This is a genomic window from Dactylosporangium sp. NPDC051541, from assembly GCF_044454505.1.
Lineage (GTDB): Bacteria > Actinomycetota > Actinomycetes > Mycobacteriales > Micromonosporaceae > Dactylosporangium.
Genome location: NZ_JBITDU010000006.1, coordinates 459,985 through 486,954 on the forward strand (window position 1 = coordinate 459,985; position 26,970 = coordinate 486,954).

Consider the following 26,970-nt stretch of genomic DNA (forward strand, 5'->3'; position numbering starts at 1 on the left):
GGCTGTCTGGTGTACGGCGCGAACGGCTACAGTGGGTCACTGATCGCCCGCCTCGCGGTGACGCGCGGTGAGCGTCCGATCTTGGCCGGCCGCTCCGCGGGTCCCGTCCGCGCGCTGGCGGACGAGCTGGGTCTTCCGCATCGCGTGGGCCCTTGCAACGTGGCAATGCTCGAGGGTGTCGACGTGCTCGTGAACTGCGCGGGCCCGTTCGCGGAGACCGCCCGTCCAGCGGTCGCCGCGTGCCTCGCCGCGGGCGTGCACTACTTGGACATCACCGGCGAACTGGACGTCTTCGACTGGATGTTCACCCAGGACGCGGCCGCGCGGGCGGTCGGCGTCACGATGATCACCGGAGCCGGCTTCGACGTGGTCCCCACGGACTGCCTGGCCGCGATGCTCGCAGCGGAAGTACCCACCGCCGTCTCTTTGGAATTGGCATTCAACGCCCCCGGCGGTCTCTCCCGGGGCACCGCCAGGACGGCCATCGCCGAGATGGGCGCGGGCGCACTGCGCCGGATCGACGGCCGGCTGGTCCCGACCCGGTTCGGCGCCCCGTCCCGGGACGTTCCATTTGCTTCGGGGGTACTGCGAGCAGGCGCGACCCGCTGGGGAGACCTCGTCACCGCGTATCACTCGACTGGTATTCCGAACATCACGGTGTACATGCCGCTGCCCCCGGGTTCGTTCCTGGCCCCGATCTTCCGCTTCGGCCCGCTCCGCCGAGCCGCCCGCGCCCTGATCCGCCCGGGCGGCCCGGCCGCGGACGTGCGCACGGCGAGCGCTTGCGAGGTGTGGGCCGAGGTGCGGGACGCCGCGGGCGAGTCGCGCGCGGCGACGCTGACGGGCCCCAACGCGTACACCTTGACCGCGGACGCCGCGTTGACGGCTGCCCAGCGGGTCATGGCCGGCGATGTGCGGCCGGGCGTGCACACGCCGTCATCGGCGCTGGGCCCGGAGTTCGTGCTGGCCCTGGAGGGCGTCGAGCTCAGCCGGCGGTCTTGACGCCGCGCTGCCGGGGCGTGCGCTGACGGGCCCGGGCCGCCCGCCGCAGCACCGACACGATGGCATCGGTGACCACATCGGGCCGCTCGATCGGCAACATGTGCCCGGCCTCGTCGAGCACCTCGAGCGTGGCGTCCGGCAGCTCCTGCGCGATGGTCTCGGCACAGGCCGGCGGTGTGAGCCGATCCGCCGACCCCACGAGCACGGCGACCGGCAGCCCACGCATGGCCGCGAGCGTCTCGACCCGATGATGCAGGTCGACGGAGGGCCGGAACCCGCCGATGGCGCACAGTGGGGCGTTGCCGACCATGGACGCGGTCAGCGCGACCCAGCTGGTGTCGACCCGATGTCCGAACACCAGCCACCGGACCCCGGGCGCCAGCAGGGGCATCAACCGCCGATGCGGTCGCCAGGCTCCGGATCGAGCGAGGAGCCCCGCCCCTTGTACTTCCAGCACCCGCATGACCCGCGCCAGCCGGGGACTGAGCCCGTAGCTGGTCCGCGAGGACCCTTCAGCGGACGTGGAGACGAGCACAACCCCAACCACCCGCCGGGCGAACGCCGCCGCGTGCCGGTGCGCGTACTCCATGATCGCCATCCCGCCGAGCGAATGCCCGGCCAGCACGATCGGCCCTCGCGGCACGAGCTGCTCGATCACGGCGGCGAGATCATCCCCGAGCTGCTCGAGCGTGGCGTTGTCGCGCGTGGCCGACGACCGCCCATGCCCGCGCAGGTCGAACGCCACCATCTGCACCGGAACACCGAGCCGGTCCGGCAGGTCGGCGATCTGCTGCCGCCAGAGCCGGTTGTCGAGCGTCCACCCGTGCAGGAACACGACAGTGAGGGGCCGCTTGGAGTTCACGCCCTCGGCGGGGTGCACCACGCCATACAGGCAAGCGCCGTCCGCAAGCCTTACCGGCCGCTGAACGACATCCTTACCCATAGGCAATTGTTACCCGGAAGTTTCTCGGATTACCCCTGTCACCCACACTGCTCTGATAACGCTTTGATCACGCACCGGCACTTACGGGCACTTGCTGCACCGCCCGGTTGATCACCGATAAGTCGGGCACTCCGTGCCTCGACTTATCGGATTTATCCCCCGTCAGGCGATATTTCCGAAATGTCGAGACGCGAAGCGTCCGACATTTCGTGATCAAGGGGTCCACCTGCGCGAATGACCAGGGACAGCGAAACGCCGCCAAGGGCAAGGGCCCCGGCGGCGTTTCGGCTGTACAGAAGCTGTATGGAAGAGGTCAGGCGGCTTCGAAGACGCCCGCGTCGACGAGGCGCTTCTCGGTGGCGTCCCAGCCGTTGTTCGGCTCGGCGGCCGCCAGGGCCTGGATCTCGGCACGGATCTTGGCGGCGTGGCCGGCGCCGGCGAGCACGCGGATCTCCTCGGCGAAGGCGTCGGAGGTGGTGCTCAGGTGCACGGTCTTGCCGTTGGTCAGGTTGCGCACGTAGACGTGCTTGCCCTTGTTCAGCGGGATGAGGTACTTGAACTCACCCAGCACGGACAGGGCGCCGTTCGCGCCGGCCTGACCGGCGCGGACTGAGGCCCGCGCGGTCTTTGAGGTGCTGTTCGCCACGGCGGGAGCTCCTTGTCGAGGCTTGTACGGAAGACAAGAAAGTGTAACAGCCGCTCCGACCACCCAAAAAAGGTGAGTAACCGGGGGAGGATCTGTCCGTTGGACATTTTGCACGACCGGTGTGACCGATTCTCTGGCGCACCGCGCTCAACATCGTCATCATTGGTCACAACAGTCACCGCCGTACGCTGGCATTGACCCACTGGACACGAGGTCGTAGGGGAAGACGCACCTCGGTCTCCAGGAGGTCTTACGTGCCCACGCGTGGCGTCATATACGTGCACTCGACTCCGCTCGCCGTGTCTTCGCACGTCGAGTGGGCGATCGCGCGCGTCCTCGGCGCGCCCGTTCGCCTCGAGTGGACGGTGCAGCCTGTCGAGCCGTCGGCTCGGCGGGCGCAGTGCTCGTGGACCGGTGCGACCGGCACGGGCGGGGAGCTTGCGGCCGCGCTCCGGCAATGGCCCATGATCCGCTTCGAGGTCACCGAGGAGCCGAGCCCCGGCGTGGACGGGGAGCGGTTCATGCAGGTGCCCGGTCGCGGCCTGTTCCGGGCCTCGACCAGCGCCAACGGTGACATCGTGCTGTCCGAGGACCGGCTGCGCTCGCTGCTGGCCGGCGCCCGCGGCTATGAGGCGATGGCGCACGCCCTGGAGAAGGCGCTCGGGGCGGCCTGGGACGTGGAGCTGGAGCCGTATCGCCACGCCGGCGACGGCGCCCCGATGACCCTGCTCACCCGGGTGGGGTAATTATCCCGGTTGCGAAGCCATGATTGAGTTGCGGGGTGCCGAGTCGCCCGCGTCGCCTCCTGTTGTCCCTGACGGCCCTCGCGCTCCTGGCGGGCGCGGGCGCCTGCAGCGGGGACGGTTCGAAGGCCGCTGACCCGGCCAAGAGCGGCCCCACGTCGGCGCTGGTGCCGGGGGACGACCCGGCGAAGCAGGCCGCCGAGATCGCCGGCCGCCTCTCCGACGAGGAGCTCATCGGCCAGCTGCTCATGCCATACGCCTACGGCAACGCGGCCGACAAGGTGTCCTCGGGCTCGGCCGCGGCCAACCGCAACTACGCGGGGGCGTCGACGCCGGCCGAGATCGTGAAGAAGTACCACCTGGGCGGCGTCATCCTCGTCTCCTCCAGCGCCGACGACCCCACCGCGGGCACCAACAAGACCACGAACGTCGAGTCGCCGGCCCAGGTCGCGAAGCTCACGGCGGGCCTGCAGTCGGCCGCCCTGAGCCTGCCCGCGCGGCTGCCGCTGCTGATCGGGACCGACCAGGAGTACGGCCAGGTCACCCGCATCCGCGACGGCATCGTCCAGCTCCCGGCGGCCCTCGCGTTCGGCGCCGCCGGCGACCCGAAGCTCACCGAGGCGGCGTGGAAGGCGGCCGGCACCGAGCTCGCCGCGATCGGCCTGAACGTCGACTTCGCCCCCGACGCCGACGTCCTGGGCACCCAGCCCGGCGGCGTGATCGGCTCCCGCTCGTTCGGCAGCGACCCGGCCAAGGTCGCCGTCCAGGTGTCCGCCTCGGTGAAGGGCCTGCAGTCGGCCGGCGTCGCCGCGACCGTCAAGCACTTCCCGGGCCACGGCCACACGACCACCGACAGCCACAGCAGCCTGCCGGTCCTGTCCCAGAACATGTCCGCCCTGGAGTCGGGCGACCTCCCGCCGTTCACGGCCGCCCGCGACGCCGGCGTCGGCCTGATCATGTCCGGCCACCTCGACGTGAAGGCGGTCGACCCCGGCACCCCGGCCTCGTTCTCCAGCAAGGTCCTCGTCGACCTGCTGCGCACCAAGCTCGGCTACACCGGCGTGGTGGTGACCGACGCGCTGAACATGGCCCCGGCCGAGCAGTGGGGCCCGGGCGAGGCCGCCGTCCGTGCGATCCTCGCCGGCAACGACATCCTCCTCATGCCCACGAACCTGACCGCGGCCTACAAGGGACTCCTGGACGCGGTGAAGTCCGGCCGGCTGACGAAGCAGCGGCTGGTCGAGTCGGCGACGAGGATTCTGGCGCTGAAGTTGCGGCTGGCGGCAGTACCAAAGCCGGATCCTTCCGCCGTTGACAGCGCCGACGGCAAGTCCGCCGCCCGCGCCGCCGCCGCGGCCGCCATCACCATCTTCCGCGGCCCGTGCGGCGGCGCCCTGGCCAAGGGCCCGCTGCGGGTAACCGCCGCCGGTGCCGACACGTCCCGCGGCGTCCTCGAAGACGCACTACGCCAGGCCGGCGCCGAGGTGGTGACCCAGGGCGGCACCGAGATCCGCCTGATCGGCTACGGCCGCGGCTCGGCTGACCTGTCGGCGTCGGCGGCGGTGACGGTGGCCCTTGACACCCCGTACGTCCTCAGCACCGCCAAGGGCACCCTGGTCGCGACCTACTCGTCATCGAAAGCGTCGATGTCCGCCCTGGCCGACGTGCTGGTGGGCAAGGCCAAAGCGACAGGCCGTTCGCCGGTACCCGTACAGGGCCTCCAGCCAACCGCCTGCTCCTGACCCCGGCGCACCGATGCCGACCGACAGCACCGCCGAGCGGCGCCACTGCCTGGCCGAACCCGCCGCGTCCGTCCGCGCCGAGGCGATCCCGGAGCGCTGGGCCCGCGGCGAGCTCACGACCGGCGAGATGCGGGACCTGACCTGTCTGCTGTACGCCGCGCCACCCATCGCTTGATCGCGATATGCCGAGCGCCTCGCCCAGCTCGGCATATCGCAACCAGCGCTACACGCGCGCGAAGACCAGCGCCGCGTTGTGGCCGCCGAAGCCGAACGAGTTGTTCAGCGCCGCCGGGATGTCCAGGTGGCGGGCCTTGTGCGCGGCCACCTCGAGGTCCAGGGCGTCGTCCGGGTCGTCGAGGTTGATCGTGGGCGGGACGATGCCGTGGTAGACGGACAGGATCGTGGCGATCGACTCGACCGCACCGGCCGCGCCCAGCAGGTGGCCCGTCATGGACTTGGTCGAGGTGATGATCGGGTGGTCGCCGAGGGCCCGGTGCAGGGCCTTGATCTCGGCCAGGTCGCCGACCGGTGTCGACGTGGCGTGGGCGTTGACGTGTACGACGTCGGACTTGGCGATGCCGGCGTCGCGGAGCGCGAAGGCGATGGCGCGCACGGCACCGTCGCCCTCGGGGTGGGGCTGGACGATGTCGTAGCCGTCCGAGGTCAGGCCGGCCCCGGCCAGGCGGGCGTAGATGCGGGCGCCGCGGGCCCGGGCGTGGTCGGCCCGCTCCAGGACGATGACGCCGGCGCCCTCGCCGAGGACGAAGCCGTCGCGGGCCTTGTCCCAGGGGCGGGACGCGCCCTCGGGGTCGTCGTTGCGCACCGACATGGCGCGCATCGCGGCGAAGCCGGCGATCGGCAGCGGGTGGATCACGGCCTCGGTGCCGCCGGCGACGACGACGTCGGCGCGGCCGAGGCGGATCAGGTCGAGGGCGTGCGCGATCGCCTCGGCGCCGGTGGCGCAGGCGCTGGCGACGCAGTGCACGCCGGCGCGGGCGCCGAGCTCCAGGCCGATGCAGGCGGCCGGGCCGTTGGGCATGAGCATCGGCACGGTGTGCGGCGAGACCTTGCGGGGACCGCTGGCCTCCAGGATGTCGTCCTGGTTGAGCAGGGTCTGCGCGCCGCCGATGCCGGTGCCGACGCTGACCGCCAGGCGGTCCGGGTCGACGGTGGGCGAGCCGGCGTCGGCCCAGGCCTCGCGGGCCGCGATCAGGGCGGTCATTTCACTGCGGTCCAGGCGGCGGGCCTGCACCCGGTCGATCTTCTCGGTCGGCTCGACCGCGAGCTGCGCGGCGATCCGTACGGTCAGCGGCGCGGCCCACTCGGGCAGTGGCGACACCCCCGACTTGCCGGCGAGCATGGCGTCCCAGGTGGACGGCACATCTCCGCCGAGCGGGGTGGTGGCCCCCATGCCGGTGACGACGACCTCAACACTCACTGCTCAACACACCTTTCGGGCCATCCTGGTCCGCCGGGGTCCGGGTCTCGGACCCCGGCGGGCGGATCAGGCCTGCGACTTCTCGATGTAGGAAACGGCGTCGCCGACGGTCTTGAGGTTCGGCACCTCGTCATCCGGGATCTTCACGCCGAACTTCTCCTCGGCCGCCACGACGACCTCGACCATCGACAGGGAGTCGACGTCCAGGTCATCGGTGAACGACTTCTCCTCGGCGACGTCGTCGGGGTTGACCCCGGCGACCTCTTCGAGGATCTCGGCGAGGCCTTCGGCGATCTCTTCGCGGGTGGACATAGAGCTTTCCTTCCTAGGGTTGACGGGCGCGTCAAAACAAAGTCGAGCCAAGATGAACAAAGAGCTACGGGCAGCGGATGACTTGGCCCGCGTACGTGAGACCGCCGCCGAACCCGAAGAGCAGGACGGGCGCGCCGGAGGGCACCTGGTGCCGTTCGATGGCCTTGGAGAGGGCCAGCGGGATGCTCGCGGCCGAGGTGTTGCCCGACTCGACGAGGTCCTTGAGGACGATCGCGTTGGGCAGGTCGAGGCGCTTGACGATCCCGTCGATGATCCGCGTGTTGGCCTGGTGGGCCACGAACGCGGCGATGTCCTTGCCCTGCACGCCGGAGCGGTCCAGGACCTCCTGGGCGTAGGGGGCCAGGGCGGTGGTGGCCCAGCGGAAGACCGCCTGGCCCTCCTGCTTGATGTAGGGCCGCCAGCCTTCGATCTTGAGCACGTCGCCCTTCTCGGGCGCGGAGCCCCAGACGACGGGGCCGACGCCGGGCTCCTCGCCCTCGGCGACGGCGCTGACCACGGCCGCGCCCGCGCCGTCGCCGAAGAGCACGGCGGTGGTGCGGTCGGTCCAGTCGGTGACGTCGGAGAGCTTCTCGGCCCCGATGACCAATGCGTTGCGGACCGCGCCGGCCCGGATCGCGTGGTCGGCGCTGGCCAGGGCGTAGCAGAAGCCGGAGCAGGCGGTGTTGAGGTCGTAGGCGGCCGGCGCGTTGATGCCGAGCTTGTGCGCGACCCGGGTGGCCACGTTGGGGCAGCGGTCGACGGAGCTGCAGGTGGCCACGATGACGGTGTCGATGTCGGCGGCGGTCAGCCCGGAGGCGGCCAGAGCCTTGCCGGCCGCGGCGGTGGCCATGTCGGCGACCGTCTCGGCGCCGGCCACGCGCCGCTCGGCGATGCCGACCCGGTCGCGGATCCACGCGTCGTTGGTCTCGATCACCTTGGACAGGTCGTCGTTGGTGATCACCTGCGACGGCTGGTAGTGGCCGAAGGCGAGGATCTTCGATCCAGCTGCCGGCGTCATATCTGGCCTCCAATACGGGCGAGCGGCCGGCCAGGGGCGACCGGTTCGTCGGGGCGGGCGAGCCACTCGGTGAGCACGCCGGCGGCGGGCGCGGCGACGTCGACGGAGCCCACGGCCCCGATGACCTGGCCGGCCTCGACCGGGCTGCCTTCAACCAGCTCGGATGGGACAAAGCGCCCCGCGGTCCCGGCAATGGCGACGAATGCTGTAGACGGCGACAAAGCGCTCAAGGCGCCACCGTGCCGGCCGATCGCGTCGCGCGCCTTCGCAAGGTCTGAGGGTGTGTTGACCTGGACGATCTCGATGCCCTTCAGGGCCCGCTTGGCCAGGCCCGCGAGGGTGCCGGCCGGCGTGAGCTCAACGACGGCGGTGACGCCGAGCGCGGCGAGCTGCTCCATGCACAGGTCCCAGCGCACCGGCGCGGTGATCTGGCGGACCAGGCGGCGCACCATCGTGGGGCCGTGGTCGACCGCGGTGCCGTCGAGGTTCGACAGGAGGACCTTGGTCGGGGTGCCGATGGAAAGGCCACCGGCGACCAGGCCCAGGGCCTGCTCGGCCGGGGCCATGTAGGGCGTGTGGAACGCCCCGGCCACCTTGAGCCGGATCACCTTGGCCTTCGCGGGCGGCTCGGCGGCGAACTTGTCGAGGCCTTCCATCGAACCGGCGGCGACGATCTGGCCGGCCCCGTTGCGGTTGGCCGCAGACAGCCCGGCGGCCTCGATCGCGGCGACCACCTCGTCGGGGTCGCCGCCGAGGACGGCGGCCATCCCGGTCGGTTCGAGCGCGCAGGCGGCGGCCATCTCGCGGCCGCGCAGCCCGGCCAGGGTGATCGCGGCCTCGGGGCTCAGCACGCCGGCCAGGGCCGAGGCGGCGAGCTCGCCGACGCTGTGCCCGGCCACCACGGCGGCGTCGTGCATCGGCAGGTGCTCGGCGGCCAGCAGGGCGGCCGCGACGAGCAGCGGCTGGGTCCGGGCGGTGTCCTTGATCTCGTCCTCGTCGGCGTCGGTGCCCAGGTGCACCAGGTCGACGCCGGACAGGGCGGACCACCAGCGCAGGCGGGACTCGACGCCGGGCAGCGCGAGCCACGGAGTCAGGAAGCCGGGCTTCTGCGAGCCTTGGCCGGGAGCGAGTACGGCGAGCACCTTTAAAACTGTTCCGGATTCTCTGCAGTCACGCGGGTACCGCGAGACACCAAACTGGATGACGTGCTTTGTAGGAACCCTACAAAGAAGCCGTAGCGGTTTCGCTCCGTAACGGAAAGGATAAACGGACAAATCATCCCGTTGTGGCGGGGGTCGTCGGTGCGAGCGGGTCGAGGCGGCCGATCGTAAGAGCGATTCGCAGCGTAAAGGCGTCGCGGGGGACCAGGGGCGTGAAACCGGTCACCTCACCGATGCGCCGCAGCCGGTACCGCACCGTGTTCGGATGCACGAACAGCCCGCGGGCCGCACTCTCCAGCACCCCGCCCCCGGCGAAGAACGCGTCGAGGGTCTCGAGCAGCTCCCCGCCGGCGCGGACGAGCGCGCCGTACACCTCCTGCCGCAGCATCCGCCGCGCCTCCGCGTCCCCGGCCAGGGCCCGCTCGGGCAGCAGCTCGGACGCGGCCACCGGGCGCGGCGCGGCCGGCCAGGCGGGGGCCGCGCGGTATCCGGCCAGGGCGGCCCGGGCCGACTCGGTCGCCTCGTCCAGCGACGGCACCGCCGGCCCGACGACGACCGGCCCGTCACCGAAGCCGGCCAGCAGGCCCTCGGTCGCGGCCATCGGGTCGGCGGCCCCGCCGAGCACGACCACCAGGCGGTCGCCGTGGACGCCGCCCAGGATCTCCACGCCGATCCGGCGGGCGGCTCGGTAGACGGTGTGCAGTACCGCCGCCGCTTCTCCTCCGGGAGACCGGCCCACCGCGACCGCAACCGGTGGTGCGTCGGCCCATCCCAAGGCGGCCGCCCGGCTGGCCAGCACGTCGGAGGAGTCGCCCCGCAGCAGCGCGTCGACCAGCAGGGCCTGCAGCCGCGCGTCCCACGCGCCCCGGGTCTCGGCCGCCCGGGCATAGACCCGGGCCGCGCCGAACGCGACCTCGCGGCTGTAATACAGCACCGCCTCCCGGATGCCGGTCTCCTGCCCGGGCGCGGCCAGCAGCGGCAGCCGCTGCTCGACGACCTCGATCGTGACCCGGATGAGCTGGACCGTCTGCCCGAGGTTGATCGAGCGGGCCAGGGCGCGCGGGGCGGCGTCGAAGAACTCGTCGGAGTTGTCGGCCGGGGCCGGCCCGCCCTCGCCGCGGCTGCGCAGCCAGTCGACCAGCGCGCGGACGCCGGCCTGGGCGACCAGCATGACCCACGACCGCTGCTCGGCCGGCAGGTCGCGGAACCACGGCAGCGTCTCGTCCATCCGGGCGACGCTCGCGGTGGCGATCGTGCCGGCGGCCAGCTCGATCGAGCGGACACTCTCTTCCAAGGAGTTCTTCGCGGTCCGTCTCTCGACGCCGCCGAGCACCTCGGGCAGCTCCGAGAGGTTCGGCTCCAGGTCGTTCACCCGCATAGCTTGGCACGACCGGGATCACCGGGCCGCCGCCAGCCAGAGCCGTCCGTAGACGTCGGCCGGCCGCGCGGTCGCGCGCAGCCCGTCGGGACCGTCGACCAGCCGGTGCCCCCACGCGGTGAGGCGACCGGGCCGGAAGTCCGAAACGACATCGAGATAGTGGTACTGCGAACTGTTCCCGCTCCACGACCAGCCCAGATAGCCGAGGCCCTGCGCCTGGCAATACGCCATGATCGCGTCCTCGTCGGGGTCGCCGTACTCGTGCAGGGCGGAGAACTCCCCGACGACGATCGGCAGCTTCCGCGCGACGAAGTGCCCGAGATAGTCGGCGACCTTGGCCGCCGTGTCGAACGTCCCGTACATGTGCACGTCGAAGACCAGGTTGCGCAGCGGGTCGGCGGCGAAGACGGCGGCCGCGTGGTCGTACATCACCCGGAAGGCGTCGTTGCCCCAGTTCGGCGCGTCGACCATCAGCGCGTGCGCGAACCCGGCCGCGCGCAGCCGCCCGATCGCCGCCTCGGTCCCGCCGACCCAGTCCATGTCCACGGCGTGCCCGGACGGCTCGTTGGCGATGTTGAGCACGACGTACCGCTCCTCGTGCCGCAGCACGTCACGCAGCGTGAGCCAGTAGTCGACGGCCTCGGCGATGCTGGCCGCGCCGGGCTGCGTGCCGTAGCCCATCGTGTCGTGCACGTCGAGCACGCAGATCAGCCGGGCCGCCTTGCACTCCTCGACGATCGCGGCCACCGCCGCCGGCCGGGTCGCCGGCCACTCGTGCCCGCTGGACAGCGCCACCCGCACCGCGTTCGCCCCGGTGGCCCGGATGTCGTCGAAGACGGAGGCCGGCCCGGGGCCGAAGGCGTACCCGTGGTTGAGCCCGCGCAGCACCAGCGGCTCGCCACCGGCTTCGACCAGGCGGCCGCCGGCCACGTGGAGGCCGGCGGGTGAGGCCGCTTTCGCCGGGGTGATATATGCCGCACCCAGCAGGGCCAGCAGTAATGCCGGAAACGCCGACCTGACCACGAGCAGTCTGACCACGGCGAAGCGCTACCCGGGTAGTCGGCCCTCACCCATTGCACCGAGGGTGATTCGGCCGCGCGGGGATCGACCCTGCTCCGTCGCTCGGGGTAGCGTGAGGCGCACTCGTCCGAGGGAGTTCCGTGGATTCCAAGGCAGCCGAGATCGCTGCTGAGCAGCAACACTTCGATCTCGCCCACAAGCATCGCGAGCGGGCGACGGCGGAGCTGGGGGAGCACCCGGACGCCGCCGCCAATGCGGGCGCGGGCCGCTCGCTCTTCGGCTTCCGCCGCAGCCGCCGCGATGCTCTGGCCACCGCGGACCAGGAAGTCGCGTTCGGTCGTCTCGACCAGGCGGACGAAGTGTTCTACGTCGGCAAAGAGACGATCTTCGATGACCAGCGCCAGGTCCTGGTGGTCAACTGGAAGACCCCGATCGGCGGCCTCTACTACGAAGCGTCGCACGAGAACCCGCATGGCCTGGCCCGCAAGCGGACCTTCACCACGGAGATCAATCACATCCTCGACTTCGAGGATGTGATCTTCCAGCAGCTCGCCGCGGCCGTGGAAGCCCTGGACGGCCCGGACGCGGCACTGCTCGGCGAGCTCGACCGGGCCCGCACCGGCGAGATGCACGACATCGTCGCGACGATCCAGGCCGCGCAGTACCAGCTGATCCGCTTTCCGCTCGAGCACGTCCTGGTGATCGAGGGCGGCCCCGGCACCGGCAAGACCGCGGTCGCCCTGCACCGCGTGTCCTGGCTGCTCTACAACGAGCAGGAGCGGCTGCGCCCGCGCGACGTCCTGGTCGTCGGGCCGCATCCGGCTTTCACGCGGTACATCCGCCGCGTCCTGCCGAGTCTCGGCGACACCGACGTCGAGCAGATCGACATCGACCAGCTCGGCCCGCCCGTCCAGCGCGGCCGCCAGGAGGACCCCGCGACCCGCCGGCTCAAGGGCGAGGCCCGGATGGCCGAGCTCCTGGCCCGGGCCCTGGAGGCCCGCATCGGCGCTCCGGAGGCGGCCGAGCGGATGCTGTTCGACGGCCGCTTCCTGACCTTGACCGGCGCCGAGGTCGCGGCCGAGGTCACCGCGGCCCGCCAGGCCGGCGGCTCCTACGCCCACCGCCGCCAGCGCCTCCGCGCCCGCCTGGCCGAGCTGGTCCGCGACCGCGGCGGCCCCCTGGAGGCCGAGCGCCTGGCCCCGGTCGAGAACCTGCTCGAGCGCCTCTGGCCCCTGCAGAGCCCGGCCGCGTTCCTGCGCGGCCTCTTCGGCTCCCGAAACCGCCTGGTCGCCGCGGCCGGCAGTGCATTCACAGAACAAGAGATTTCGCTGTTGTACCGCCGGGGCACCGACCGGCTCAGCGCGCAGATCTGGAGCGCGGCCGACATACCGCTGCTGGACGAGATCGACGAGCTGCTCAACGGCGTGACCGGCCGCTACCGCCACATCGTCGTCGACGAGGCCCAGGACCTGTCCCCGATGCAGCTGCGCGCGCTCGGCCGCCGCTCCGCCAACGGCTCGTTCACCCTGGTCGGCGACCTGGCCCAGTCCACCGGCGCCTGGGCCCGCGACTCCTGGGACGAGGTCACCGAGCACCTGCCGCCGCAGCAGCAGCGGGCCATCGCCAACCTGAAGTACGGCTACCGCGTGCCCCGCCAGGTCTACGAGCTGGCCGCGATGCTGCTCCCGCTGGCCGCGCCCGGCGTCGAGCCGACCCGCGTGGTCCGGGAAGGCCCGGCCGACCCCGGCACGCACGTGGTCGAGCCCGGCGAGCGCGCCGGCCGGGTCGCCCAGATCGCCCGCGACCACCTGGAAGCGCAGCGTTTCGTGGGGATCATCTGCCCGGGGGTACTGCGTCAAGAGCTCGAGTTCGCGCTGCACGCCAACGACCTCCCATGGGGCCGCGCCGACCAGGGCGAGCTGGACCGCACCCTCAACCTGGTCTCCCCGCAGGAAGCCAAGGGCCTGGAGTTCGACGCCGTGATCGTCGTCGAGCCGGAGGAGATCGTCGCCGAGGACCCCCGGGGCCACCGCCTGCTGTTCGTGGCCCTGACCCGCACGATCCGCTACCTGGACATCGTGGCCAGCGGCGACACGCTGCCCTTGGAGCCGGCGCTGACCCTGGACGCGCCGCTGATCCCGCGCCAGCGCCGGGTCATCGAACCGGACCCGGACCCGACGGTGGAGCTGTCGCTGCTGGACCGGGTGGCCGAGGACCTGGCCGCGATGGTCGCCGGCGGCGCACCACAGCCCCTGTGGGACGAGGTCCTGCACCGGGCGGCCAAGCTCCTGGACGAACGAGCCGGCCGCGACCGCCCGAAGGGCCGCCACGCGAGATGAGCGTCGTCGCGGTCATCAACTACAAGGGCGGCGTCGGCAAGACGACGATCACCGCCAACCTGGGCGCCGAACTGGCCGCCCGCGGCCGCAAGGTCCTCCTGATCGACCTGGACCCGCAGGCGAGCCTGACATACTCCTTCTACCGCCCGTCCGACTTCACCGAACAGCCGACGATCCGCTCCTGGTTCGAGGCCTTCGTGACGACCAGAGCGCCCGAGCCACTATTCAAATACGTGCTGGCCCCGCACGCGGTGAACGCGATCGTGCAGCCGATGGGCGGCAACCTGCACTTGATCGCCTCCCAGCTGGGCCTGGTCGACGCCGACCTCGACCTGGCCGCCGGCCTCGGCGGATCCCGCTTCCAGAAGAGCAGCCCAAGATTCCTGCAGGTGTACCGCCTGCTGGCCGACGCGCTCGCGGATCCGACGTTCAACAAGTACGACACCGTGCTCATCGACTGCCCGCCGAACTTCAACCTGGTGACCCGCACCGCCCTGGTGGCCAGCGACCACGTCATCGTCCCGGCCCGCCCCGACTACCTGTCCACGCTGGGCATCGACCTGCTGAGGACCCGCCTGTCAGCCCTCGTGGAGGACTACAACTCCGTCGCCGACCTTCCGATCAACCCGGAGATCATCGGGGTGGTGTACACGATGGTGCAGTACACCGCGAACGGCCCTTTGAACACGCAGCAAACGTCGGTCCAGGCGACGACCGAAATCGAGATGCCGGTCTTCCGCCAAACCGTCCGCGACAACAAGTCCGCGGTCACGGAGTCGGGCCTGCGCGCGGTCCCGGTCGTCCTGTCCCCGCCCGGCACCCCGGCCGTCGAAAATCTACGATACGAACTGCAGCAACTGACCAGCGAGTTCCTGGCCCGCACGAGACCGTGAGAGGCTACGTCCCATGACCGACCCGGCCGACCTGGCCCACCTCGTCCTGGTCCGCGTAGCGGCGTTCGTGAAGACCCTCCCACCGGACCAGCTGGCCGACCTGGCCGCCGGCGAGGCCAAACTGGAACTGGTCCCCAAGGGCGGCAGGGTTGCCCGCACCCCTCGCCCCGCGACACGGGCCGCTGCTCCTGCCCTGTCCCGCCCGGTGAGCGAAATCCAGGACATGCTGTCCCAACTGGAAACCCGCCAGGCCGCCACGCAGTACCTGAACGATCTGAAGCTGACCGTCCCGCAAATCAAAGAACTGGCCAAGACGCTAGGCGTAGCCGCACCGGCGAAGTCCACCAAGGCCGCCCTGACCACCGCCATCGTCGACGCCACCGTCGGCCGCCGCGCCGACAGCCTCGCCCTCAGCGCGCGCTAGCCCCACCGGCGGGGTGGTGCGGGCTAGCCTGGGGTGATGGGCCGGCTGGAGCAGCTGCGTGATCCCTCGTCGTGGTGGCGGCGGTCCGCCCGGCTGGTGCGGCGGTTCCGGCAGGAGCCGGGGACGGCGAATCTGCGCCGATTCGACCCGCTGGTCGGGGCCGTCGTGCGCGAACGGGCCGCCCTGCGCGAGCTCGACGACCGGGCGTTGTCCGAGCGGGCCGGGCTCACGGCCGAGCTGAAGCCGGCCGATGACGGCGATCTGGTGCGATTCCTGGCGGTGGCGAGCGAGGTCGCGCGGCGCCGGTTGCGCCTGGAGCCGTTCGAAGTGCAGCTGCTGGCGGCGGCGAGCATGCTTCGCGGCCACGTGGTGGACATGGAGACCGGCGAAGGCAAGACGCTGGTGGGATTCCTGGTCGCCGCCGGGCTGGCGGTCTCGGGCCGGCGGGTGCACGTGCTCTCGGCCAACGACTATCTGGCCGGCCGGGACGCACGCGCGGGGGCGCCGTTGTTCGCGGCGTTCGGGCTGTCGTGCGCGGCGGTGGTCGACGGCCTGGACGATGCCGACCGGCGGGCGGCATACGGCCGCGACGTGGTCTACGCGACCGTGCACCAGGTGGGGTTCGATCTGCTCCGCGACCGGCAACGCATCGAGGACGGGCAGCGGCTGGTGCCGGCCCTCGACGCGGCGGTGATCGATGAGATCGACGCGGTACTGCTCGACGATGCGCTGGTCCCACTGGTGATCGCCGGGGAGGGCGAGCCGCCGCCGGAGGAGGCGTCGCCGGCCGGGGTGGTCACGGCCATGGTGGCGGGCGCGGAGTACGAGGTCGACGGCGAACGGCGCAACGTGTCGTTCACCGAGGCCGGGATCGCGGCGCTGGAGGCGCACTTCGGCGTCGCCGACCTCTACGCCGAGGAGCACGTCGGCCTGCTGACGGCGGCCCACGTGGCGCTGCACGCGCACGCGCTCATGGAGCGCGACGTGCACTACATCGTGGCCGGCGGCCGGGTGCGGCTGATCAACGACGCCCGCGGCCGGGTCGCGGACCGGCAGCGGTGGCCGGCCGGCCTGCACGCCGCGATCGAGCGCAAGGAAGGCATCGAGGTGACCGCGCCGGCCGAGGTGCTGGACCAGATGCTGGTCGAGACCGTCGCCCGGGGCTACCGGTCGATCACCGGGATGAGTGGCACCGCGCTGGACGCGTCCGTTCGTCTCGCGGAGGACCTGGACCTGCGCACCGGCGCGGTCCCGACGAACCGGCCCGGCGTCCGCGTCGACGAGCCCGACCGGCTCTACCTCACGGCCGGGGAGCGCGACGCGGCCGCCGCCGAGCGGGTACGGGCGGCTCACGCGGCCGGCCGGCCCGTACTGATCGGCACGGCGAGCGTGGCCGACTCCGAACGCTTCGCCGCCCTCCTGGCCGACCGGGGCGTCGACGCGGTCGTGCTCAACGCCAAGAACGACGCCGCCGAGGCCGAGATCATCGCCCGCGCCGGGGAGCACGCGGCGGTCACCGTGTCCACCCAGATGGCCGGCCGCGGCGTCGACATCCGGCTCGCACCCCGGGCCGTCACCGCGGGCGGCCTGCTCGTGCTCGGACTCGGGCGATACGACAGCGCCCGGCTCGACCACCAGCTCCGCGGCCGCGCGGGCCGTCAGGGCGACCCGGGCAGTTCGGCGTTCTACACCAGCCTCGACGACGACGTGGTGACCGAACACCTGGTCATCAACATGGACCCGCGAACGGTGGACGCGGACGGCCGGGTCCGCGACAAGCGGTTCCGCCAAATCTACGAACACGCCCAGCGCATAGCCGAGGGCAAACTCCTGCAGCTGCACCGCACCACCCGCCGCTACCACACGGCCACCGACCACCACCGGCGCCTCCTGCTTGACACCCGCGACCGCCTCCTGACCGACCCGGCAGATTATCTGACCCGAGTCTGGCCCGCCGGCTCCGACCAGCCCCAACGGTGGACGAGCCCGTCCCGCCGCCGGCTTGCGACCGAGGTGGCGCTGTACCACCTGGACCGGGCCTGGACCCGGCACCTGAACCTGCTGGCCGAGGTCCGCGAGGGCATCCACCTGCGGGTCCTGGGCCGGCAGGACCCGCTGGACGAGTTCAACCTCATCGCCGCCGACGACCTGCGCACCCTGGCCCACACGGCCGCCGCAGCCACCCGGCAGACGCTGGACACGGCCTCCGACAACGCCACCACCCTCGCCGACCTGGGCCTGCACCGCCCGTCGTCGACCTGGACCTACATGGTGTCCGACAACCCCTTCGGCTCCGAAGCCGACCGCTTCTTCGAATTCATCGGCCAAGCGGTCCGCGGCAGCGGCCCCCCGGCCATTTCCTACACGTGACCGGCGGCTGAAAGAATGGCCCGGTGAGCGGCCCAGAACTCGTCCTGATCCTGCGGTACCGCAAGGCGGTCACCTACGGCCACCACGTGCTGCTGGCCGCCCTGGAAGAGCACCCGACCACGACAACCTACGAAGTGGTCTTCGCCGAGACGGCCGCCGCGACGGTCGAAGCCATCAGGGCCGCCAACGGCGCACCGAAGGTCCTGGTCCTCTGGAGCTTCTACTCCCCGGACGCCGCCGCCCTGGCCGACGAACTCGCCACCATCAAGGAACAATCCCCAGGCGCCATCCACGTGGCCGGCGGGGTTCACGCCACAGCGGAGCCGGTCCGCACGCTCGACGCCGGCTGGGACATCGCCGCCGTGGGGGAGGGCGAGAGCACCCTCCTGACGCTCGTGGACCAGGCCGGCGACCCGAGCGGCATCCAGGGCCTGGTATACCGCGACGACACCGGCCGGCTCATCAAAACCGGCAAGGCCCACCGCGAGCCCCTGGGCACCTACCGCGCGTTCCCGCTGACCTACAAACGCATGAACCCCATCGAGATCACCCGCGGCTGCGTCTACGCCTGCCGATTTTGTCAGACACCGTTCATGTTCTCGGCCAAGTTTCGGCATCGGTCGGTTGAGAACGTTCGGTGGCATGTTGATCGGATGCGGGAGATTGGCAAGCGGGACGTTCGGTTCATTACGCCTACCTCGTTGTCGTACGGGGCGGATGACGAGGAGCCGGACCTGGATGCTGTTGAAAAGTTGCTCGCCAGCTGCAAGGAAGGGATCGGGCCTGAGGGGCGGGTATTCTTCGGGTCGTTTCCCAGTGAGATCCGGCCTGAGCACATGAGCGTCCAGGCACTTGCGCTCGTCAAGAAGTACTGCGCCAACGACAACCTCATCGTCGGGGCGCAGTCCGGGTCGGAGCGGGTGCTTGAAGCGGCCAAGCGGGGGCATGACGTCGAGTCGGTTCGGCGGGCGGTGCGGCTTGGGATTGCGGCCGGGTTTCGGATCAACGTTGACATGATTTTCGGGATGCCGGGGGAGGACCCGGCCGACGCGGAAGCCTCGTTGAAGCTTGCGACCGAGTTGGCCGGGCTGGGGGCGCGGATTCATTCGCATGTGTTCATGCCGCTGCCCGGCACGCCCTGGCGGGATGCGGCGCCCGGGGATGTGGACCCGGAGACCATCAAGGCGGTCTCGCGCCTGGCCCAGCAAGGGGCGCTCTACGGGCACTGGGAGAAGCAGCGGCGGCACGCGCAGCAGTTGGCGGCGGCCGCGGCGGAGAGTCCTCGGCCTGGGAAGAGTCGGACGCTGCTGCCGATCAGACCCCAGGGTCAGGCCGGGGGCGTCACCGCGTAGACGGTGGCCGAGCGGGGTCCGCGGTTGCCGAGCAGACCACGGGCATAGACCGCGAAGGTGTACTCCCTGGAGCCCGTCAACCCGCGCAGCGTCACCTCGGTCCGAGCGGTCGCCGCGACCCTCGACTCGCTCGCACCGTTGATCGCCACCACGAGATACGTGGTGCCGGCGGATCGGCGCGGCCAGGTGAGTGTGACGGAGCTCGAAGTGACGTCGGTGACTCGTAGCGCGGCACCGGCAGTACCATTGCGAAAGATTGTGGCTTCTCGAGTGTCGGTGGAAATGCCGTTCGGTCCCGTCAGGAATCGCTCGCCCCAGGCGGTGCGGCTGGCCGGGTCGAAGTCGTGCACCAGATCGAGATAGCTGTATGGCGTGTCGTTGCCGCTCCAGGACCAGCCGAAGTATCCGACGGAATGGCCTTCCGCGTAGGCCATGATGGCGTCCTCGTCGGGGTCGCCCCATTCGTGCTCGCCGGAGAACTCGCCGATGATGATCGGCAGCTTCCGCCGGGTATACGCGCCGAGATACGAGTTCACCTTCGCGGCATTGTCGAACTCGCCGTACATGTGGATGTCGAAGACGGTGTTGCCGACCGGATCGGATCGCTGAATCCGCTCGGCGTTGTCGCGCATCACGAACGCCTCGTCCTGGCCCCAGCCGGGCGCGTCGACCATGAGCGTGTGCTTGAACCCGGCCGCACGCAGGGCCTTCACCGCGTCCGCGGTCTGGCGCACCCACGGCCAGTCGCCGCCGACGCCGAACGGCTCATTGGCCACGTTGATGATGACGTGGTCCTCGTGCCCGGCCAGCTCGGCCCGCAGCGACGTCCAGAACGCGACCGCGTCGGCGATCGTCGCGGCCTTCTTGTCCTGGCCCCAGCCGGTCGTGTCGTGCGCGTCGAGAATGCAGACCAGCCGCTCCTGCCGGCAGAGGGTGACGATCGTGTGCACCTCTTCCGGTTTGGTACGGCGGAATTGATGCCCCATCCCGAGCGGCACCCGGACGGCGTTGGCGCCCGTGGCTTTGATGGCGGCGAAGGAGCCGTTCTTGTCCGGGTACCAGATGAAGTCGTGGTTGACTCCGCGCAGCACCAGATCGCTGCCGTCGGCCTCGACCAGCCGCCCGTTTCGGATGTGGAGTCCGGCGGTTGTCGCTGGAATTTGTGCTTGGGCGGCCGGCCCTTGCAGCACGACTGCGGTTGTTATCAGGACGAGGACCAGCACGCTCCGCATGGGTTTGGCGGCTACCCGAGCCCGGTCCGGGTATTGGTCTCCGGCGGGGTGAACCGGTCTTCTACGGGGTGCGTGTCCTAGTGCGGATGGGCCGGTTCCGCGGCCGCGATCGGAAACGTCGGGGCTGTCCGGTCGCTCGGCGGGGCCGGCTCATCTTGGGTTTGGGTTTGCGTCGCTGTCTGCTCCGCGATGTCGGCCGCGGCCGCTTCGATGACCCGCTCCAGCACGTGGGCCAGCATGCCCAGGGTCTCGTCGTCGAGCCGGCTCAGGAGCCGCTGCTGGGCCTGGGTGCCACCGACGGCGATCTCGTTGAGGACCGCGCGGCCGGCGGGGGAGAGGTGGATGCGGCGGATGCGGCGGTCGTGCTGATCCTCCGTGCGCATCACGTAGCCCTGGGTCACCAGTCGATCGACGATCCCCGAGAGCGTGGCCAGGCTCACACCGAGGCGGCGGGTGAGCTCGGCGGACGCGATGCCGTCGTGCCGGGAGAGCAGCATAAGCACCTTGAGCTGCTGCATCGTGAGGTTAACTGAGAACAGGGGATTGGTGCGGTCGTACGCGAGCAGGGCGCGCATGCGTTCGTCGGCGGCGGCGACGCGGCTGAGGAGCGCTTCCCTGTGACTGTTCACAGGAAAGTTGTACCCCCTGGGATAACTTTGCGCCAGGCGAACGGTTAGCATCGCACGAACTAACGTCTGTCTTATCCGATGGGAAGAAGACTCGAGTTATGTCGTTCCTCGCCCGGCTCAGTTTGGCGAACCGGGGGCTGGTCGCGATCATCGCGATCGTCGTCCTGGGCTTCGGCGCCATTGCCATTCCATCGCTGAAACAACAGCTCATCCCCTCCATCGAGTTCCCGGCCGCGTTCGTGGTCGCGTCCTACCCGGGCGTGTCGCCGGACATCGTCGAGGAGCAGGTGACCAAGCCGATCGAGGGCGCGCTGCAGGGCGTGCCCGGCCTGTCGGACATCACCTCCACCAGCCGCGAAGGCGTGGCCACGGTGCAGGTGTCGTTCGAGTTCGGCACCTCGGTCGACGACATCACCAACAAGATCAACACGGCCGTCGGCCGCATCCGCACCCAGCTACCGGCCGACGTCGACCCGCAGGTCATCGCCGGCTCGACCGACGACCTGCCGGCCGTGGTGCTGGCGGCCTCCCGCTCCGGTGACCAGATCGCCTTCGCGCAGCAGCTCAACCAGGTCGTCGTGCCGGCGCTGCAGGGCATCGAGGGCGTGCGCCAGGTCGAGGTGACCGGCGCCGAGACGCAGAACGTGCTCATCACGCTCGACCCGGCGAAGGCGTTCCCGGCCGGGGTCAACGCGCAGACGCTGACCGCCGCGCTGAAGTCGAACGGCATCTCGTTCCCGGCCGGCACCCTGACCGAGGGCGACAAGTCCCTCGCGGTCCAGGTCGGGGGCACCCTCAACACCCTCGACCAGCTCAAGGCCCTCAACGTCACGCCGACCGCGAAGCTCGGCGACGTGGCCACGGTCGAGCTCAAGACCGTCGCGGCCACCTCGATCACCCGCACCAACGGCAAGCCCAGCCTCGGCATCGCGGTCACCGCCGCGCCCGACGGCAACGCCGTGAAGATCTCCCACGCGGTCCGCGACAAGCTCGCCGACCTGGAGAAGTCGCTCGGCGGCGACACGAAGCTCACCTCAGTGTTCGACCAGGCCCCCTTCGTCGAGTCCTCGATCAAGAGCCTGTCCACCGAAGGCGCGCTGGGCCTGCTCTTCGCGGTCATCGTGATCCTGGTCTTCCTGTTCTCGCTGCGCTCGACGATCGTCACCGCGGTGTCCATCCCGCTGTCGGTGGTCGTGGCGCTCATCGGCCTCTGGGTCGGCGACTACTCGCTCAACCTGCTCACCCTCGGCGCGCTCACCATCGCCATCGGCCGCGTGGTCGACGACTCGATCGTGGTGCTCGAGAACATCAAACGACATCTCGAATACGGCGAAGAGAAGATCCACGCGATCCTCACCGGCGTCAAGGAGGTGACCGGCGCGGTCGTCGCCTCGACCCTGACCACCGTCGCCGTGTTCCTCCCGATCGGCCTCGTCGGCGGCCTGGCCGGTGAGCTGTTCCGGCCGTTCGCGGTCACCATCGCGGTGGCCCTGCTCGCCTCGCTGTTCGTGGCGCTGACCGTGGTCCCGGTGCTCGCATACTGGTTCCTCGGCCGCCGCCGGTCGGCCCTCACCGAGGCCGAGCGCGAGGAGATCGAGGCCAAGGCCCACGAGAAGGAGCGGCGCAACCCGCTCCAGCGCACCTACGTGCCGATCATCAGCTGGGTCACCCGCAGCCGGACCACCCGCTGGATCACCGTGGCCGGCAGCATCCTCGTGTTCATCTTCACGATGGGCCTGGCGAGCCAGCTCAAGACGAACTTCATCGACCAGTCCGGTCAGACCGAGTTCTCCATCTCGCAGGAGCTGCCGGTCGGCTCCAGCCTGGCCACCACCGACGGCGCGGCCAAGAAGATCGAGGACCTGCTGGCGAAGCGCACCGACATCGAGGCCTACCAGGCCACGATCGGCGCCTCCGCGGGCTTCGGCTTCGCCGGCGCCCAGTCCGGCAACACGGCCAACTTCTCGGTCACCGCGAAGGACGGCACGGACGTCGAGAAAGTCATCGACGAGCTCCGCACCCAGGTCACCGCGGCCGGCGACAGCATCGGCACGGTGAAGATCACCGCGGGTGGCGGCGGCGGCGGCTCCGGCGACCAGCTCGAGGTCGTCATCAAGGCCAACAACCCCGACGACCTCACGAAGGCCGCCGACCAGGTCACCGCGGCAATGAAGGAGGTCCCCGGCGTCGCCGACGTCGAGAGCAACCTGGCCGCCAGCAACCCCCGCATCGACGTGAAGGTCAAGCGTGACCAGGCCGCCAAGTACGGCCTGAACGACGCGGCGGTCGGCGGCATCGTCGCCGCGGCCTACCGCGGCCAGACCCTCACCCAGATGACGGTCGACGGCGCCCAGCGCGACCTCGTCCTGCGCTCGGGCCCGGCCCCGGCGTCGCTGGAGCAGCTCAAGTCCCTGACGATCCCAGTGCCGGGCAACCCGCCGTTTGTGCGCCTCGACCAGATCGCCGACGTCACCCAGGACGCCGGCCCGGTCGCGATCACCCGCATCGACGGCAACCGCAGCGCCTCGGTGACGGGCCGCGCCGACAGCGACAACCTCGGCAAGGTCTCCACCGACCTGCAGGCCAAGCTGGACAAGCTGACCTTCCCGGCCGGCGCGACGGTCACCCTGGGCGGTGCCACGCAGGACCAGAACGAGGCCTTCGGCCAGCTCGGCCTGGCCATGCTGGCCGCGATCGCGATCGTGTTCATCATCATGGTGGCCACGTTCAAGAGCGTCGCCCAGCCGCTGATCCTGCTGGTCTCGATCCCGTTCGCGGCGACCGGCGCCATCATCCTGCTCCTGGCGACGGGCACCCCCCTGGGCCTGCCCGCCATGATCGGCGTCCTGATGCTGATCGGCATCGTGGTCACCAACGCCATCGTCCTCATGGACCTGATCAACCAGTATCAGGAAGGCGGCATGCACGTCCGCGAGGCCGTCGTCGAGGGCGGCCGGCGCCGCCTACGCCCGATCCTGATGACCGCGGTGGCGACGATCTGCGCCCTGCTCCCGATGGCGATCGGCCTGACCGGCGAGGGCGGCTTCATCAGCCAGCCCCTGGCCATCGTCGTCATCGGCGGCCTGGTCAGCTCCACACTGCTCACCTTGGTCCTGGTCCCGACGCTCTACACGATGGTCGAGACCACCAAGGAAAAGCGCCGCCAGCGCCGGGAGGGCAAACACTCCTCCCCGCTGACGGCTCCCGCCCCGGACGAGGGCCCAGAACCAGACGGCCGCCACCGGGTGGACCCTCTGGAGCCAGCCCCAACAGCCCTCTGACAACGAACTAACCAGCACAGCAAGAAGGCCGGCCACCCCGCAAAGGGATGGCCGGCCTTCGGCGTTCCAAGCGAACCCCTACACCCCACCGCCACCCGCCATCGCGAGTGCGGACGTTGGCGGTTGTCCACGTTGACGGTTCTCCGCTTCGATTGCGTGGTTGGTGCTGGTGGGAGGGGTTCGGGAACGCCTCTGGCGTCGAGGTTCAGGTCGAGGTGGAGCGCGGGCGGGAGGGGATTGGGTGACCCCATTGGGCATGGACCGGAGGCGGGGATCGCGAGGGGGTGTGGGTGGAGGCGGAGTCTCCCCTTCGCGCTCTTGGGATAACAGCGTGTGGGGTGGAGGCGGAGTCTCCCGTTCGCCCTCTTGGGAAAAACTAGTTTATGGCGTAAAGTTCTTTGCATGACGCCCGTCGATGATGAGGCGCCTCCGGGGTCGGCGGCTGACTCGCTTGCGCTTATTCGCAAGGAGCAGGCTGTCGTCGGGAAGGCGATCTCGCTCAATCCGATGCTGTACTACGTGCCCTGGGGGTTGGCCTGGTTCATCGGGTTCGGGCTGCTCTTCCTGCGATACGGGCCGGACTCGCGGGTGTACGTCGCCATGCCGGACTGGCTGCCGCTGGTCACGTTGTTCGTGCTCATGGCCCTCGCCATGGTCAGCACCACCCTCGTCAGCATCGTTCGGCAGCGGGGCGTCGAAGGGCAGTCGGCCTGGAAGGGGACGGCCTACGGGTTCGCCTGGTTCCTGTCGTTCGCCGGGATGGGGACCACGCTCGGGCGGATCGCGGATCTGTTGCCGGAGCCGGAGCGGGGGCTGCTCTGGGCGTGCTCGTCCGTGGGGCTGGTCAGCGCGATGTACATGTGCGGCGCGGCCATCTGGCTCTCGCGGGACATGTTCATTTTCGGAGCGTGGCTCACGGTCATCAACATCGTGGGCGTGCTGGCCGGGCCGGGGTGGCACTCGCTGATCATTTCGCTCGGCGGTGGTGGCGGGCTGATCGTGCTCGGGCTTTTGCTGCTGTTCAGGGAAAGCAAAGGCCGTTGAGCGAACTGGACCCAGTGATCCACGTGCAGGCCCGGCTGCGAATCATGGCTGCCCTGTCGACTCTCGGGGACGGGGACCGGATGACGTTTCCCAAGCTGCAAGAGCTACTCGATATGACGGCCGGCAATCTGTCAGTACACCTGACGAAGCTTGAACAAGCGGGATATGTCGAGGTCGTCAAGTCGTTCCGGGGGCGGACCCCGACGACGTCGGCCGGTCTGACCCGGCGCGGGCGGGTCGCGTTCGACGACTACACCGCCGCGTTACGCGCACTCATCGACCCGCCGAAAACCTAACCGCCCAAAACCTAACCGCTGAAGACTTTAGGGGTACTGCCATGCTGCTCGCGCGCACCGTCGAGGTCAGCCGCCGCTACGGCGACACCCTCGCCCTGGATCGCGTCTCGCTCGACATCGCGCAAGGGGGCGTCGTCGGACTGCTCGGGCCGAACGGAGCCGGCAAGTCCACGCTCATCAATCTGCTGGTCGGGCTGCGAAGGCCGACCAGCGGCACCGTCGAGCTGTTCGGCGGCGACCCGCGCCGGCCCGACAGCCGCCGCCAGATCGGCATGACCCCGCAGGAAACCGGACTGCCGACGACGCTGCGGGTGCGCGAATGCGTGGAGTTCGTCGCGCGGCATTTTCCGGATTCGGTACCGCCGGACGAACTCCTCGACCGCTTCGGCCTGACCGACGTCGCCAGGCGGCAGACCGGCGGGCTCTCCGGCGGCCAGAAGCGCCGGCTCGCCGTGGCCCTGGCGTTCGTCGGGCGGCCGCGCCTGGTGTTCCTCGACGAGCCCACGACCGGGCTCGACGTGCAGGCCCGAAGGGCGCTGTGGGACGCGGTCCGGGCGTTCGCGCAGGACGGCGGGACGGTGGTGCTGACCAGCCACTACCTCGAGGAGATCGAGGCCCTCGCCGACCGCGTGGTCGTCGTCGGCCAGGGCCGGGTCCTAGCCGACGACACCGTCGCCGCGATCCGTTCGATGGTCGGCATCCACCGCGTCAGCCTCGACGTGGCCGACCTGCCCGAGCTGCCCGGCATCGTCGGTGTCGAGCAGGCCGACGGGCGCACGTCGCTGCTCACCCCCGACGCCGACCAGCTGGTCCGCGACCTCGTGCACGCCGGCGTGCCGTTCCACGGCCTGCAGGTCCAGCCGACCACCCTCGAAGAGGCGTTCCTGACGCTGACGAAAGCCTGACGGGACGGAGCCCGAGCCATGACCACCCTGCCCCTCACCCACGCCCGTTTCCGCATCCTGGAGACGATCCGCATCCCGATCGCCGTCGTCGGTGGAGCGTTCTTCCCGGCCGCGTCGATGCTGTTTTTCGTCGTACCGTTCGCCGGCGACGACCCCGTCGGGGCCACGTTCGCGACCGCCTCGATGGTGATGTTCGCGGTGATGACGAGCTCGCTGTTCACCTACGGCGTCGGCGTCTCCGAGGACCGGGCCCAGCCCTGGGACCCATACACGCGTACCCTGCCCGCTGGGCCCGCCGCCGCGTTCGCCGGCCGCATCCTGGCCGGCCTCACCTTCATGGCGATCTCGCTGCTCCCGGTCGTCATCATCGGCTGGCTGTTCACCGCGGCCACGACGACCTGGACGGGCCTGCTGCTCGCCGTCGGTGCGGTCGTGCTCGGCGCGCTGCCGTTCACGTTCATGGGCCTGGCCATCGGCTACGCCCTGCCGATGAAGGCCGCCCTCGCCGTCGCTCAGATCATCTTCTTCCCCCTGGCGTTCGGCGGCGGCCTGCTCTCGGCCCCGGGCCACGCGCCCGGCTTCGTCGAGACGATCGCGCCCTACCTGCCGACCCGCGGTGCGGTCGAGCTCGTCTGGGCGGCGGTCGGCGACTTCGACGTGGAAACGACGTCGATGGTCTCGCTGGCCGTGTGGACGATCGCGATGGCCGCCCTGGCCGCGTGGGCCTTCCGCCGCGATGAGGGCGCCCGCTTCAACTGACGGGGGGAGGCGGGCGCGGTGCCCCGGTGCCGATCGCGAGGCAC

24 protein-coding genes are annotated in these 26,970 nt (G+C 70.5%); 14 read left to right on the forward strand and 10 right to left on the reverse strand.

The window, feature by feature from the left end:
* Positions 1-9 precede the first annotated feature (9 nt).
* On the forward strand, positions 10-1,002 hold the full coding sequence (locus tag ACIA8L_RS28695) for a saccharopine dehydrogenase family protein (protein WP_395909723.1): 993 nt from the start codon (positions 10-12) through the stop codon (positions 1,000-1,002).
* Here ACIA8L_RS28695 and ACIA8L_RS28700 read toward each other — a convergent pair.
* Both ACIA8L_RS28700 and ACIA8L_RS28705 read right to left on the reverse strand, forming a co-directional pair.
* A complete protein-coding gene (locus tag ACIA8L_RS28700) occupies positions 986-1,885 on the reverse strand; it encodes an alpha/beta fold hydrolase (protein ID WP_395909590.1) in 900 nt (299 codons plus the stop codon). The genes ACIA8L_RS28695 and ACIA8L_RS28700 overlap by 17 nt on opposite strands.
* A gap of 373 nt (positions 1,886-2,258) precedes the next feature.
* On the reverse strand, positions 2,259-2,591 hold the full coding sequence (locus ACIA8L_RS28705) for a hypothetical protein (protein ID WP_395909591.1): 333 nt from the start codon (positions 2,589-2,591) through the stop codon (positions 2,259-2,261).
* A 254-nt stretch (positions 2,592-2,845) separates the two neighbouring features.
* Between ACIA8L_RS28705 and ACIA8L_RS28710 the strand changes: the two genes are divergently transcribed.
* Genes ACIA8L_RS28710 through ACIA8L_RS28720 form a run of 3 tightly spaced genes read left to right on the forward strand, consistent with a single transcriptional unit; the run spans position 2,846 to position 5,251 of the window.
* Positions 2,846-3,337: a DUF3145 domain-containing protein gene (locus ACIA8L_RS28710; RefSeq protein WP_395909592.1), complete on the forward strand. Its 492-nt coding sequence runs from the start codon at positions 2,846-2,848 to the stop codon at positions 3,335-3,337.
* A 35-nt stretch (positions 3,338-3,372) separates the two neighbouring features.
* On the forward strand, positions 3,373-5,076 hold the full coding sequence (locus tag ACIA8L_RS28715) for a glycoside hydrolase family 3 protein (protein ID WP_395909593.1): 1,704 nt from the start codon (positions 3,373-3,375) through the stop codon (positions 5,074-5,076).
* Positions 5,077-5,089: 13 nt separating this feature from the next.
* Positions 5,090-5,251, forward strand: coding sequence for a hypothetical protein (locus ACIA8L_RS28720; RefSeq protein ID WP_395909594.1), 162 nt, complete (start codon positions 5,090-5,092; stop codon positions 5,249-5,251).
* A 48-nt stretch (positions 5,252-5,299) separates the two neighbouring features.
* On the opposite strand, the gene fabF is transcribed toward ACIA8L_RS28720, so the two are convergent.
* From fabF to ACIA8L_RS28750, 6 genes are all read right to left on the reverse strand, one after another.
* Positions 5,300-6,514, reverse strand: coding sequence for a beta-ketoacyl-ACP synthase II (gene fabF, locus ACIA8L_RS28725; protein WP_395909595.1), 1,215 nt, complete (start codon positions 6,512-6,514; stop codon positions 5,300-5,302).
* A 66-nt stretch (positions 6,515-6,580) separates the two neighbouring features.
* Positions 6,581-6,826, reverse strand: a complete 246-nt coding sequence (locus ACIA8L_RS28730) for an acyl carrier protein (RefSeq protein ID WP_223097536.1) — start codon at positions 6,824-6,826, stop codon at positions 6,581-6,583.
* A 64-nt stretch (positions 6,827-6,890) separates the two neighbouring features.
* On the reverse strand, positions 6,891-7,844 hold the full coding sequence (locus ACIA8L_RS28735) for a beta-ketoacyl-ACP synthase III (RefSeq protein WP_395909596.1): 954 nt from the start codon (positions 7,842-7,844) through the stop codon (positions 6,891-6,893).
* Complete coding sequence (locus ACIA8L_RS28740) at positions 7,841-8,986, reverse strand: acyltransferase domain-containing protein (RefSeq protein ID WP_395909597.1); 1,146 nt, start codon at positions 8,984-8,986, stop codon at positions 7,841-7,843. Before ACIA8L_RS28740 ends, ACIA8L_RS28735 begins: the two co-directional genes overlap by 4 nt.
* Before the next feature lie 133 nt (positions 8,987-9,119).
* Positions 9,120-10,298, reverse strand: coding sequence for a PucR family transcriptional regulator (locus ACIA8L_RS28745; protein ID WP_395909725.1), 1,179 nt, complete (start codon positions 10,296-10,298; stop codon positions 9,120-9,122).
* Between the two features lie 102 nt (positions 10,299-10,400).
* Entirely contained in the window at positions 10,401-11,420 is a 1,020-nt protein-coding gene (locus ACIA8L_RS28750) for a glycoside hydrolase family 5 protein (RefSeq protein WP_395909598.1), read from the reverse strand.
* A 122-nt stretch (positions 11,421-11,542) separates the two neighbouring features.
* On the opposite strand from ACIA8L_RS28750, the gene ACIA8L_RS28755 reads away from it, so the two are divergent.
* The 5 genes from ACIA8L_RS28755 to ACIA8L_RS28775 are packed head-to-tail and all read left to right on the forward strand — an operon-like array spanning position 11,543 to position 18,780.
* Positions 11,543-13,741 carry a HelD family protein gene (locus ACIA8L_RS28755; protein WP_395909599.1) on the forward strand — a complete coding sequence of 733 codons (2,199 nt, stop codon included), beginning with the start codon at positions 11,543-11,545 and terminating at the stop codon, positions 13,739-13,741.
* The gene (locus tag ACIA8L_RS28760) at positions 13,738-14,634 is read left to right on the forward strand and encodes a ParA family protein (RefSeq protein WP_395909600.1); all 897 of its coding nucleotides are present in this window, start codon (positions 13,738-13,740) and stop codon (positions 14,632-14,634) included. Before ACIA8L_RS28755 ends, ACIA8L_RS28760 begins: the two co-directional genes overlap by 4 nt.
* A 13-nt stretch (positions 14,635-14,647) precedes the next feature.
* Positions 14,648-15,058, forward strand: coding sequence for a hypothetical protein (locus tag ACIA8L_RS28765; protein ID WP_395909601.1), 411 nt, complete (start codon positions 14,648-14,650; stop codon positions 15,056-15,058).
* 36 nt (positions 15,059-15,094) lie between these two features.
* Complete coding sequence (gene secA2 / locus ACIA8L_RS28770) at positions 15,095-17,428, forward strand: accessory Sec system translocase SecA2 (protein ID WP_395909602.1); 2,334 nt, start codon at positions 15,095-15,097, stop codon at positions 17,426-17,428.
* Between the two features lie 23 nt (positions 17,429-17,451).
* Positions 17,452-18,780 carry a TIGR04013 family B12-binding domain/radical SAM domain-containing protein gene (locus ACIA8L_RS28775; RefSeq protein ID WP_395909603.1) on the forward strand — a complete coding sequence of 443 codons (1,329 nt, stop codon included), beginning with the start codon at positions 17,452-17,454 and terminating at the stop codon, positions 18,778-18,780.
* Here the strand turns inward: ACIA8L_RS28775 and ACIA8L_RS28780 are convergent.
* Positions 18,756-20,012, reverse strand: coding sequence for a cellulase family glycosylhydrolase (locus tag ACIA8L_RS28780; protein WP_395909604.1), 1,257 nt, complete (start codon positions 20,010-20,012; stop codon positions 18,756-18,758). The two genes, ACIA8L_RS28775 and ACIA8L_RS28780, sit on opposite strands and share 25 nt — an antisense overlap.
* Positions 20,013-20,089: 77 nt before the next feature.
* Positions 20,090-20,641 (reverse strand): MarR family winged helix-turn-helix transcriptional regulator, encoded by a 552-nt coding sequence (locus ACIA8L_RS28785; RefSeq protein ID WP_395909605.1) that lies wholly within the window; start codon positions 20,639-20,641, stop codon positions 20,090-20,092.
* 98 nt (positions 20,642-20,739) lie between these two features.
* Between ACIA8L_RS28785 and ACIA8L_RS28790 the strand changes: the two genes are divergently transcribed.
* From ACIA8L_RS28790 to ACIA8L_RS28810, 5 genes are all read left to right on the forward strand, one after another.
* A complete protein-coding gene (locus ACIA8L_RS28790) occupies positions 20,740-23,922 on the forward strand; it encodes an efflux RND transporter permease subunit (protein ID WP_395909607.1) in 3,183 nt (1,060 codons plus the stop codon).
* A gap of 402 nt (positions 23,923-24,324) precedes the next feature.
* Entirely contained in the window at positions 24,325-24,966 is a 642-nt protein-coding gene (locus tag ACIA8L_RS28795; RefSeq protein WP_395909608.1) for a transporter, read from the forward strand.
* The gene (locus tag ACIA8L_RS28800) at positions 24,963-25,262 is read left to right on the forward strand and encodes a winged helix-turn-helix domain-containing protein (RefSeq protein ID WP_395909610.1); all 300 of its coding nucleotides are present in this window, start codon (positions 24,963-24,965) and stop codon (positions 25,260-25,262) included. Before ACIA8L_RS28795 ends, ACIA8L_RS28800 begins: the two co-directional genes overlap by 4 nt.
* Before the next feature lie 41 nt (positions 25,263-25,303).
* Positions 25,304-26,167, forward strand: coding sequence for an ABC transporter ATP-binding protein (locus ACIA8L_RS28805; protein WP_395909611.1), 864 nt, complete (start codon positions 25,304-25,306; stop codon positions 26,165-26,167).
* 18 nt (positions 26,168-26,185) lie between these two features.
* The gene (locus ACIA8L_RS28810) at positions 26,186-26,926 is read left to right on the forward strand and encodes an ABC transporter permease (RefSeq protein ID WP_395909612.1); all 741 of its coding nucleotides are present in this window, start codon (positions 26,186-26,188) and stop codon (positions 26,924-26,926) included.
* Positions 26,927-26,970 lie beyond the last annotated feature (44 nt).